Origin of the sequence: Photorhabdus australis DSM 17609 (assembly GCF_000711895.1) — a bacterium.
Taxonomy (GTDB): Bacteria; Pseudomonadota; Gammaproteobacteria; order Enterobacterales; family Enterobacteriaceae; genus Photorhabdus; species Photorhabdus australis.
Genome location: NZ_JONO01000018.1, coordinates 41599 through 53732 on the forward strand (window position 1 = coordinate 41599; position 12134 = coordinate 53732).

At 44.9% G+C, this 12134-nt stretch carries 10 protein-coding genes and 2 tRNA genes; all 12 read right to left on the bottom strand.

What is annotated here, in order from left to right:
- Positions 1-57: 57 nt before the first annotated feature.
- Positions 58-1005 carry a tRNA pseudouridine(55) synthase TruB gene (gene truB, locus BO26_RS07110; RefSeq protein ID WP_036770401.1) on the bottom strand — a complete coding sequence of 316 codons (948 nt, stop codon included), beginning with the start codon at positions 1003-1005 and terminating at the stop codon, positions 58-60.
- Entirely contained in the window at positions 1005-1415 is a 411-nt protein-coding gene (gene rbfA / locus BO26_RS07115; RefSeq protein WP_036770403.1) for a 30S ribosome-binding factor RbfA, read from the bottom strand. The genes truB and rbfA overlap by 1 nt, the downstream gene beginning before the upstream one ends.
- A 65-nt stretch (positions 1416-1480) precedes the next feature.
- Positions 1481-4213, bottom strand: a complete 2733-nt coding sequence (infB, locus tag BO26_RS07120) for a translation initiation factor IF-2 (protein ID WP_036770405.1) — start codon at positions 4211-4213, stop codon at positions 1481-1483.
- A gap of 24 nt (positions 4214-4237) precedes the next feature.
- The gene (gene nusA / locus BO26_RS07125; RefSeq protein ID WP_036770407.1) at positions 4238-5746 is read right to left on the bottom strand and encodes a transcription termination factor NusA; all 1509 of its coding nucleotides are present in this window, start codon (positions 5744-5746) and stop codon (positions 4238-4240) included.
- Positions 5747-5767: 21 nt separating this feature from the next.
- Positions 5768-6220 (bottom strand): ribosome maturation factor RimP, encoded by a 453-nt coding sequence (gene rimP / locus BO26_RS07130; RefSeq protein WP_036770409.1) that lies wholly within the window; start codon positions 6218-6220, stop codon positions 5768-5770.
- Between the two features lie 219 nt (positions 6221-6439).
- Positions 6440-6516: transfer RNA gene (locus BO26_RS07135), tRNA-Met, on the bottom strand.
- Positions 6517-6572: 56 nt separating this feature from the next.
- Positions 6573-6661, bottom strand: a tRNA-Leu gene (locus BO26_RS07140).
- A gap of 58 nt (positions 6662-6719) precedes the next feature.
- A complete protein-coding gene (secG, locus tag BO26_RS07145) occupies positions 6720-7058 on the bottom strand; it encodes a preprotein translocase subunit SecG (RefSeq protein WP_036770411.1) in 339 nt (112 codons plus the stop codon).
- 177 nt (positions 7059-7235) lie between these two features.
- Complete coding sequence (gene glmM, locus BO26_RS07150; protein ID WP_036770413.1) at positions 7236-8573, bottom strand: phosphoglucosamine mutase; 1338 nt, start codon at positions 8571-8573, stop codon at positions 7236-7238.
- A complete protein-coding gene (folP, locus tag BO26_RS07155; protein WP_036770415.1) occupies positions 8570-9415 on the bottom strand; it encodes a dihydropteroate synthase in 846 nt (281 codons plus the stop codon). Before folP ends, glmM begins: the two co-directional genes overlap by 4 nt.
- A gap of 76 nt (positions 9416-9491) precedes the next feature.
- A complete protein-coding gene (gene ftsH, locus BO26_RS07160) occupies positions 9492-11453 on the bottom strand; it encodes an ATP-dependent zinc metalloprotease FtsH (protein WP_036770417.1) in 1962 nt (653 codons plus the stop codon).
- Positions 11454-11501: 48 nt separating this feature from the next.
- Entirely contained in the window at positions 11502-12131 is a 630-nt protein-coding gene (rlmE, locus tag BO26_RS07165; protein WP_036770419.1) for a 23S rRNA (uridine(2552)-2'-O)-methyltransferase RlmE, read from the bottom strand.
- Between the last annotated feature and the right edge of the window lie 3 nt (positions 12132-12134).

Genomic DNA, 12134 nt, shown 5'->3' on the forward strand with positions numbered 1-12134 from the left:
TATAGCTGCGCCATTCTACGCCGCAAATAAGTTAAGCGCAAGATAACCCCAAATACCCTAGTCCTTACTTTCAACCACCAAACGACGAGGAGCAACAAGCCCATCATCATTGATAGCAGCAATACCGATGAATTTCCTTTCATCTCCTTCAGTTACACGTACCATACTTTCAATCAGCGCTGAAGATTTAGCACTTCGCACCGCTTGACCTTGTTTAAAATAAGAAGCAACGACTGGAAGTAAATTAACTTCGGGAAAATGAGCAACTGCACTATCGATTGGCAATAACAATGGATCAGTTAATTCTCCTACAGGTATTTCCCGATCCTCAGCCTGATTTTGCAATTCATATAATTGTTCAAGTGTCACCATTCGATCATTTGGGTAATTCGCTACCTGCAAACGACGTAAATAAATAACGTGAGCGCCACAACCTAATAACTCGCCTAAGTCATCAATAATGGTACGAATATAAGTTCCTTTCGAACAATGTATCTCCAATTCCAGCTCATCCTTTTCCCAACGGATAAACTGTAATTCATAAACCGTAATTGGCCGAGCTTCTCGTTCTACTTCAATTCCCTGACGAGCATATTCATATAGTGGTTTCCCCTGATATTTCAGTGCAGAATACATAGAGGGAATTTGCATGGTATTACCACGAAATTTATTCAAAGCATCATCAAGCTGAGCTCGATCTAGCTGAATTGCTCTCTCACTGATGATCTGCCCATGTGAATCAGATGTGTCGGTTCGCTGACCAAGACGGGCTACCACCCGGTAACGCTTGTCAGAATCAAGTAAAAACTGGGAAAATTTAGTCGCTTCACCGAGGCAAACCGGTAGCATACCCGTTGCCAGTGGGTCCAACGCACCAGTGTGACCAGCCTTGCTGGCATTGAAAATACGTTTTACTTTTTGCAGTGCATCATTAGAAGAAATATCTTGCGGCTTATCCAGTAACAGCACACCATGTATATCGCGACCGCGACGACGACGCCCCATTAGTTCTCCTCTTTGTGATCCGCAGAAGCCCGACGTTGTTCATCATCTTTAACGACATTAGTGACCAGATTAGACATTCTCATCCCCTCTACCAAGGAATTGTCATAGGAAAATGTCAATTCTGGTACAACACGTAAACGCATTGATTTACCCAGCAGAGAGCGAATAAAACCAGAAGCTTCACCTAATGCCTTAATACCATTTTTCACCACCTCAGAATCATGCTCTTCAGTCAACACATTTAAAAAAGTGACGAAAACTTTGGCATAAGCCAAATCTCGTGAAACTTCAACACCAGAAACAGTTGCCATACCGATCCGTGGATCTTTCACTTCTCGCTGCAAAATGATAGCAATTTCTTTTTGCATTTCCTGCGCAACACGCTGAGTACGACTGAATTCTCTTGCCATTGTTGTATCTCCTGATATTTGGGGGGCATAAGCCCCCCAACAATGAAATTAACCAGCGGTAGGAATTAAGCGATAGAACGTTTAACTTCAATTATTTCAAATACTTCTATCATGTCACCGACACGAACATCATTGTAGTTCTTAACACCGATACCGCATTCCATACCGTTACGGACTTCGTTAACGTCATCTTTAAAGCGGCGCAAGGATTCCAGTTCGCCTTCGTAAATCACCACGTTATCACGCAGTACGCGAATCGGGTTATTACGCTTAATAGTACCTTCAGTCACCATACAACCTGCAACTGCACCGAATTTCGGTGACTTAAACACATCACGAACTTCTGCAAGGCCCATGATCTGTTGTTTATATTCAGGGGCCAACATACCACTCATTGCCTGTTTAACTTCATCAATCAGGCTATAGATGACAGAGTAATAACGAAGATCCAGGTTTTCATTTTCAACGACACGGCGCGCAGAAGCATCAGCTCGAACGTTGAAACCTAGAATAATTGCATTAGAAGCAGCAGCCAGTGTAGCGTCAGTTTCAGTAATACCACCTACGCCAGAACCGATAATTTTTACTTTCACTTCATTGGTAGACAGTTGTTCCAATGCTTCACGAATTGCTTCACATGACCCCTGAACGTCAGATTTCAGAACGATATTCAGTTCAGAAACCTCACCTTCTTCCATGTTAGCAAACATGTTTTCCAGTTTAGATTTCTGCTGGCGAGCCAGTTTCACTTCACGGAATTTGCCCTGACGATACAAAGCCACTTCACGGGCTTTTTTCTCATCACGTACAACAGTTGCTTCATCACCAGCCGCAGGTACGTTGGACAAACCGAGGATTTCCACAGGAATAGATGGGCCTGCTGAGAATATTTCACGGCCCAGTTCGTCACGCATTGCGCGAACTCGCCCATATTCAAAGCCACAAAGTACAATATCACCTTTGTTCAAAGTACCTTCTTGAACCAGTACTGTCGCGACTGGACCACGACCTTTGTCCAAGAATGACTCGATAACAACACCGCTAGCCATACCAGAACGAACGGCGTTCAGTTCAAGAACTTCTGCTTGTAATAAGATTGCGTCCAGTAGCTCATCAATACCGATACCTGCTTTAGCAGATACATTAATAAACTGAGTTTCACCGCCCCACTCTTCAGGCTGAACACCATGCTGAGAAAGTTCGTTTTTAACACGATCTGGATCGGCTTCTGGTTTATCGATTTTGTTAACCGCAACAACCACAGGAACATTCGCTGCTTTTGCATGTTGGATAGCTTCAATAGTTTGAGGCATTACACCATCATCAGCAGCAACAACCAGAACTACAATGTCAGTAGCTTTTGCACCACGTGCACGCATTGAAGTAAACGCGGCGTGTCCCGGAGTATCCAGGAAAGTAATCATGCCACTTTCAGTCTCAACATGGTAAGCACCGATATGCTGAGTAATCCCTCCAGCCTCACCAGAAGCAACTTTCGTAGAACGAATATAATCCAGAAGAGAAGTTTTACCGTGATCAACATGCCCCATGATGGTAACAACCGGTGCTCGAGGCTCAGCTACCGCTTCGCCTGTATCACGGTCGCTCATCAGCGCTTCTTCCAACTCATTCTCACGACGCAGGATAACCTTATGGCCCATTTCTTCAGCAACCAGTTGTGCAGTTTCCTGATCAATCACTTGGTTGATTGTTGCCATTGCTCCCATTTTCATCATGACCTTAATGACCTGAGAACCTTTAACCGCCATTTTATTAGCCAGCTCAGCAACAGTAATAGTTTCACCGATCACAACATCACGGTTAACCGCTGCTACAGGCTTGTTGAAGCTCTGTTGCAATGTGCTAGTTTTACGCTGTTTGCCCTTTGTACGGCCAACTGCGCGGGCTTCTTCTCGATCTGCCTTAGATTCTGAATGTTTATTATTTTTCTTCTGACGAGTAGTTTTACCACTGCGGCTGCGAGTACGGCGATCACCTTCAACTTTTGCATCGTTTTCATCTTCTGCTGCACGGGCGTGGCGAGAAGTGGTCATATGATAATCATCGTTATCGCTGGAATCTGAATCATTTAACCATTTATCCTGATTCTCTTCAGCCATACGACGAGCTTCTTCAGCAACGCGCCTAGCTTCCTCCTCTACCTTACGGCGCATCTCTTCTTCTGCTTTACGCTTAAGGTCGGCAGCTTCTGCTTCACGACGAGCTTTTTCATTTTGGACTGTTTTATCAGTCTGAGCTGGTTTTTGTCTATGTTCGGTATGTTGATTGGTCACTTTTTCATTTTCCGCTGCCTGGCGCTTAGCTTGTTCAGCCGCTTCACGTTTGGCTTTTTCCTCTGCCTCACGCCTAGCCTGATCTTCAGCGAGTCTCTTCGCTGCTACTTCTTCGGCTTCGCGTTGCGCTTTTTCTTCTGCTTCACGCCGTGCTTGCTCTTCCGCTTCACGCTTCGCCTGCTCTTCCGCTTTAGCCTGTTCAATTGCATCGCGGTTCACATATGTGCGCTTTTTGCGGACCTCAACGGCTACCGGTTTACTTTTACCATCGGTGCCTGAAACATTCAGTGTACTACGTGTTTTACGCTGTAATGTTAATTTATCAGGTTTACCAGCTGAACCACCTTGTTCGCGGTTCAAATGTGCCAGTAAAGCCTCTTTTTCTTTCTGGGAAACCAAATCAGCTTCGGTTTTTTTAATACCTGCATCAGCAAATTGCTGTACCAGGCGATCAACCGATGTCTGGATCTCTTCTGCCAGTGATTTTACGGTTACATCTGTCATGCTGTTCCTTCCTGCTACAGTTTATTACGCATCATCGCCAAACCAACAGATATTGCGGGCAGCCATGATGAGCTCGCCTGCTTTCTCATCATTTAAACCTTCAATATCAGATAGGTCGTCGATACCCTGCTCGGCAAGATCTTCCAGCGTACAGATGCCACAGGCAGCTAGGTCAAATGCCAAAGTGCGGTTCATGCCAGTCAGATTTAACAACTCTTCAGTTGGTTGTTTATCATTGAGGCTTTCTTTTTGAGCCAGTTCCAGAGTAGTTAAAGCAGCTTTCGCACGTTCACGCAGGACTTCGATCGTTTCCTCATCAATGCCCTCAATTTCCAGAAGCTCATTAATTGGCACATAAGCCAATTCTTCCAGAGTTGAGAAACCTTCCTCGACCAGAACGGTAGCAAACTCTTCATCAATATCGAGATGCTTAGTGAATACATCAATAGAAGCATGAGCTTCTGCCTGATGTTTTGCTTGCAGCTCATCAGCAGTCATGACATTCAATTCCCACTTGTCATCACCACGGTGTTTTTTCAACAACTGCGCAGCCAAGCGTACGTTTTGACCATTACGACCAATAGCCTGAGCTAAGTTGTTGCTTTCAACGGCAACATCCATCGTGCACTTATCTTCATCAACAACAATAGATGCAACATCAGCCGGAGCCATAGCATTAATTACGAATTGAGCAGGGTTATCATCCCACAGTACGATATCAATTCGTTCGCCGCCCAGCTCGCTAGAAACGGCTTGTACTCGCGCTCCACGCATACCAACACAAGCACCAACTGGATCGATACGCTTGTCGTTAGTTTTTACTGCAATTTTAGCGCGGGAACCCGGATCACGGGCGGCGGCTTTAATTTCGATAAGCTCCTCGCCGATTTCCGGAACCTCGATACGGAACAGTTCAACCAGCATTTCCGGACGGGAACGGCTGACAAACAATTGCGCACCTCGTGCTTCAGGGCGAACATCGTACAGTACACCACGCACGCGGTCACCTGGGCGGAAATTTTCCCTTGGTAACATATCCTCGCGAAGGATAACTGCTTCAGCATTATTGCCCAAATCAAGAGTGATATTCTCACGATTGACTTTCTTAACTACACTGGTGATGATCTCACCTTGCTGCTCACGAAACTGGTCAACAACCATAGCGCGTTCAGCTTCACGTACTTTCTGTACGATAACCTGTTTAGCTGTCTGGGTTGTAATACGATCAAACGTTACTGATTCAATTTGATCTTCAGTATAACTACCCAAATCGATTTCAGGCTCTTCAAATCTAGCCGCTTCCAGTGTAATTTCACGCGTCGGCTGAGTCACTTCTTCAACAACTAGCCAACGGCGGAAGGTATCAAAATCGCCAGATTTACGATCAATACTGACACGAACATCAATATCTTGTTCATATTTTTTCTTGGTGGCTGTGGCCAGTGCTGTTTCCAGCGCCTCGAAGATTTTTTCGCGTGGAAGGGATTTTTCGTTGGAAACCGCTTCCACAACAGCCAGAATTTCTTTATTCATCCTAGTTGCCTCATTCGAACTTTAAAAGTGGGGTACCAGGTTCGCTTTCTGGATGTTGCTCAGTGCGAACACTTCATCTTTTCCATCCACTGTAACCGTGATCATTTCGCCGTCGACAGTTTTGATAACACCCAGCCATTTCCGACGGTTTTGCATTGCTATACGTAAAACCAGACTGACTTCCTCACCAATAAAACGCTGGTAATGTTCAGCAGTGAACAACGGGCGCTCCAAGCCGGGTGAAGAAATTTCCAAGTTATAAAGCACTGAGATAGGATCTTCGACATCCAATACCGCACTGACCTGGTGGCTAACATCAGCACAATCATCAACAGTGATACCATTCTCACTATCAATATAGATCCGCAGTGTAGAAACACGCGCACGAATAAACTCTAAGCCGACTAATTCAAAGCCTAAAGCTTCAACTGGTGCTGAAATCATCGCTGTTAATTTTTGTTCTAATGTGGACAAGCCCACCCCCAAGACATAAAAAAAGGGCTTATTAGCCCAGTAGTTTTGTTGTCAAATAACAAAAAACCCCGAAATTCGGGGCTTTATGCAACTGGACCCTGTTTGCTGCTAGTGGATTCAACCACTCACTTCCTTCATACACCTTTCGAATCAGGATCAATATCTCAAATATTGCTGAATTATTTCATTCAAAAAAGGTGCATCTTATTCATTAAGAAGTGGTTGCGGGAGCCGGATTTGAACCGACGACCTTCGGGTTATGAGCCCGACGAGCTACCATGCTGCTCCATCCCGCGTTCGAAAACGTGGCAAATATACGCCGATAACCGCGAAAACGCAAGCTATCTAAAAATGGTACCGAGGACGGGACTTGAACCCGTAAGCCCTAATGCGGGCACTACCACCTCAAGGTAGCGTGTCTACCAATTTCACCACCTCGGCACTGATGTAAGGCTATCTACCTACTTACAACAACCTTACCTTTAATCCTTCGTGACGACTACTGAGGGATATCACTATCTGGTGCTGCGGGCACTGTCGGAATGTCTGCTGATTTCTCGACTTTAGCTGGCTCACCAATATTTTCCCACTTACTGCTCATACCAGTTTGGTTACTTGTCATATTACCGAGTACCAGACTAATAATGAAAAATAGAGTGGCAAAAAGCGCCGTCATACGGGTCATGAAGTTACCCGAACCTGACGAACCAAACAGTGTTGCAGACGCACCCGCACCAAAGGAAGCTCCCATATCAGCACCTTTACCCTGCTGTAGCATAACCAAGGCAACCAGCCCGATAGCAACCAGCAAGAAAACAACTAAAAGAGCTTCATACATATGTTGTACCTGTATCTTCGTGGGGTTTACCACAGTCTATGCGGTTACCTTAATACTGCATCACCCACTCAAACAGGCTAATCACCTGACTGAGTGGGTCTGCATACTAACTAAACCATATCTGATACGCAAGGTTAATTTCAATAATCAGAATCACTTGAAGAAAAAAACAACAAATTAACCAGCGTGTTTCACTGCATCAGCAATACGATGCGCCAGAGCGGTTACCTGCTCATTATCTTCACCTTCTACCATGACGCGAATTAATGGCTCAGTACCAGACTTACGTAATAATACCCGCCCACAACCATTTAATTCAGCTTCAACAGACTTGGTGACATTAATTACATTTTCTGATTGAAGTGGATCATGTGAGCCAGAGAAACGAACATTCACCAACACCTGCGGTAAAAGTTTCATACCACTACTCAAATCATGCAGGCTCATATGGTTACGTACCATTGCGCTCAGGACCTGAAGACCTGCAACAATACCATCACCTGTAGTTGTTTTATCAAGTAGGATAACATGACCAGAGTTTTCTGCACCTAAACGCCAGCCTTCTTCCTGTAGTTTTTCCAGTACATAGCGGTCCCCCACTTTGGCACGCAAAAATGGGATACCAAGTTGTTTCAATGCCAGCTCTAATCCCATATTACTCATCAACGTACCAACAACACCACCACGCAATTGCCCTTGTCTCAACGCTTCACGAGCAATAATATAAAGGATCTGGTCGCCATCAACTTTCTGCCCTAAATGGTCAACCATAATAACGCGATCACCATCACCATCAAATGCCAAACCAACGTCTGCTTTCTCCTCCACAACACGTTGCTGCAACAAACGAACATCGGTAGCACCACATTTTTCGTTAATATTAATACCGTTTGGCTCGCAGCCAATCGTCACAACGTTAGCCCCCAATTCTCTAAGTACATTTGGAGCAATGTGATAAGTCGCACCATTAGCGCAATCAAGCACAATTTTTAATCCATTGAGACTTTGCTCGCTTGGAAAAGTGCCTTTACAGAACTCAATATAGCGACCTGCCGCATCGACAATACGGTTTGCACGCCCCAATTCAGCAGATTCTACGCAAGTTAGTGGTTTTTCCATTTCTGCTTCAATAGCCTCTTCCACATCATCTGGAAGTTTTGTGCCGTCGATAGAGAAGAATTTAATACCATTATCGTAATAAGGGTTATGAGAAGCAGAGATAACAATTCCCGCTTCAGCACGAAAAGTACGGGTCAGGTAAGCAACAGCCGGTGTTGGCATAGGACCAGTGAATGAAGCAGACAAACCAGCCGCCGCCAAACCAGCCTCTAAAGAAGACTCCAACATATAGCCAGAAATACGGGTATCCTTACCGATAATGATCTTACGAGAACCATGGCGAGCCAATACCTTACCTGCCGCCCAACCGAGCTTTAACACAAAATCCGGCGTAATTGGACTGTCACCCACTTTTCCACGAATGCCATCAGTACCAAAATATTTACGATTACTCATAATTTTTCTCTTCCTTTTACTGAAAGTGTTGCTTCGACAATTCGCATTGCTTGTACAGTTTCTCTAACGTCATGTACCCGGATAATCTGCGCTCCTTGCATAGCAGCAATAACAGCACAGGCCACACTACCGGCAACCCTTTCTTGTGGCGGCACATTAAGTAATTGGCCTATCATAGACTTACGAGACATTCCTGCTAGCACAGGCAAGCCAAATTGATGAAATTCATTTAAATGCGCCAATAATTGATAATTATGTGTCAAGCTCTTACCAAAACCGAAGCCCGGATCAATAATAAGCTTATTTTTTTCTATCCCTGCCGCAACACAACGTTCAATTTGTTTAGTAAAAAATTGTTTCACTTCACTCAATACGTTTTCATAATGAGGCATATCCTGCATAGTCCGCGGCTGCCCCTTCATATGCATCAAACAAATAGGTAAGCCAGATTGAGCAGCACTTTCTAAGGCACCAGGCTCTTGCAATGAACGAATATCATTAATCAAACAAGCGCCGACTCTTGCCGATTCACTCATAACCAATGCTTTTGATGTATCAACAGAAACCCAGATATCAAAGCGCTGAGCTAAAGCCTCAACAATCGGTACAACCCGATCTACTTCTTCCTGTTCACTGATCTCATCAGCGCCAGGGCGGGTAGATTCTCCACCGATATCAATGATCGCAGCTCCTTCAGTAATCATTTTTTCTGCATGTCGTAAGGCCATATCAAAAGTATTGTAAACACCACCATCAGAGAATGAATCTGGAGTAATATTCAAAATGCCCATCACTTGTGGACAAGAAAGATCAAGAACACTATTTCTGGCTATGAGTTGCATGTTGGTCTACCTTTAATGCCAAAACCCCAGGGGTCACCTGGGGTTTGAGGAGTATATCTACCAGACTCAGGAACAATTACCGATCACTGTTTCCTGGTTTCCCTGATTGTTCACCACCTTTTGCCGATATATCAGTATTACCAGTTGATTTTACAGGCTGTGGCGGAGATGTATTATCTGCTGGACGGCTGCTATTGTTGCTACCATTACCATTTTCCCATCCTGCCGGTGGGCGCACATTTGTGCGATTCATTAAATCATCAATCTGAGGGGCATCAATGGTTTCATACTTCATCAATGCATCTTTCATTGAATGTAGGATATCAAGATTATCCATCAGAATCTGGCGAGCACGTTGATAATTATCATCGATAATTGCCTTAACTTCCTGATCAATCAAACGAGCTGTTTCATCAGACATATGCTTAGCTTTAGCAACTGAACGCCCGAGGAATACTTCACCTTCTTCCTCCGCATAAAGCAATGGACCAAGTCTTTCCGAGAACCCCCACTGTGTCACCATGTTTCGGGCAATTGAAGTCGCGACTTTGATATCGTTAGATGCGCCAGTAGAAACATTGTCAGGACCGTAAATAATCTCTTCTGCCAAACGACCACCGTACAGGGTTGAAATCTGACTTTCCAGTTTCTGGCGGCTGGCACTAATCTGGTCACCTTCCGGCAAGAAGAAAGTCACACCCAAAGCTCGACCACGAGGAATAATAGTAACTTTATGAACGGGGTCATGCTCAGGAACCAGACGACCGATAATTGCATGGCCTGCCTCATGATAAGCAGTTGATTCTTTTTGCTCTTCCGTCATCACCATGGAGCGACGTTCTGCCCCCATCATGATTTTGTCTTTTGCTTTTTCGAATTCAACCATAGAAACCACACGCCTGTTGCTACGAGCAGCAAACAAAGCAGCTTCATTTACCAAATTCGCCAAATCAGCACCAGAAAATCCGGGAGTACCACGAGCGATGACCGAAGCATCAACATCAGTATCCAGAGGAACACGACGCATATGAACTTTTAAAATCTGCTCACGACCACGTACGTCTGGCAGGCCAACAACAACCTGACGGTCAAAACGGCCAGGACGCAGTAACGCCGGATCAAGTACGTCAGGACGGTTAGTCGCAGCAATAACAATAATACCTTCATTACCTTCAAAACCATCCATCTCCACCAGCATTTGGTTTAAAGTCTGCTCACGCTCATCGTGGCCTCCCCCCAAACCAGCACCACGCTGACGACCTACGGCATCAATTTCATCGATAAAGATGATACAAGGTGCGGCTTTCTTCGCTTGCTCGAACATATCACGAACACGGGATGCACCAACACCAACAAACATTTCAACAAAGTCAGAGCCAGAGATAGTAAAGAACGGAACCTTCGCCTCACCAGCAATTGCCTTTGCCAGCAAGGTCTTACCAGTACCTGGTGGCCCAACCATCAGAATCCCTTTCGGAATTTTCCCACCCAATTTCTGGAAACGGCCTGGCTCACGTAGGTATTCCACCAACTCACCGACCTCTTCTTTTGCTTCGTCACAACCAGCAACATCCGCAAAAGTGGTTTTAATCTGGTCTTCTGTCAGCATACGAGCTTTGCTTTTACCAAATGACATCGCCCCTTTACCACCACCACCTTGCATCTGGCGCATAAAGAAAATCCAGACCCCGATAAGCAACAACATCGGGAACCAAGAAATAAAAATAGAAGTAAGCAGGCTTGGTTCTTCCGGCGGCTCACCAACTACTTTCACATTCTTATTTAGTAAAGTATCCAACAGCTTTTCATCCTGTACTGGCAGGTAAGTGGTATATCTGCTGTTATCTTTCTTACTAACATTAATCTCACGACCTGAGATACGAACTTCGCGCACCTGATCCTGGGCTAACTCATTGATGAAGGTAGAGTAATCCACCCTACGACTATTAGAATCGCTGGGGCCAAAACTCTGGAATAACGACATCAGCACAACTGCGATAACTAACCAGAGAATCAGGTTTTTCGCCATGTCACTCAAGGGATTAACCTCATATTACAACTGTGTTAACAAATAGCATTCAGGGTACTACAGTTTCCGCCCTGTCGCTACAATGTATACTTCACGCGATCGTGCCCGCGAAGCGTCTGGCTTACGAATTTTTACATTCATAAACAGGGAGCGAATTTCCCTCAGGTATTCATCAAAGCCTTCTCCCTGAAATACTTTGACAATGAAACTCCCCCCGGGGGCCAGCACATCACGACACATATCCAACGCCAATTCAACCAGATACATGGATCGAGGAATATCGACCGCAGGTGTTCCGCTCATATTGGGTGCCATATCCGACATGACTACCTGGACTTTGTTATCACCTACTCGCTCGAGCAACGTCTTCAATACAAGTTCATCACGAAAATCGCCCTGAAGGAAATCGACTCCAACAATGGGGTCCATCGGTAAAAGATCACAGGCAATTACCCGCCCATTCTCATTAATTTGACTTACTGCGTATTGAGACCATCCACCAGGGGCAGCACCTAAATCGACAACGGTCATGCCAGGCTTAAAAATTTTGTCACTTTGTTGAATTTCATCAAGTTTAAACCAAGCTCGAGAACGAAGCCCTTTTTTCTGTGCCTGAAGAACATATTTATCACTAAAGCGTTCTTGTAACCAGCGACTGGAACTTGCCGAACGTTTTTTATTGGCCATTGT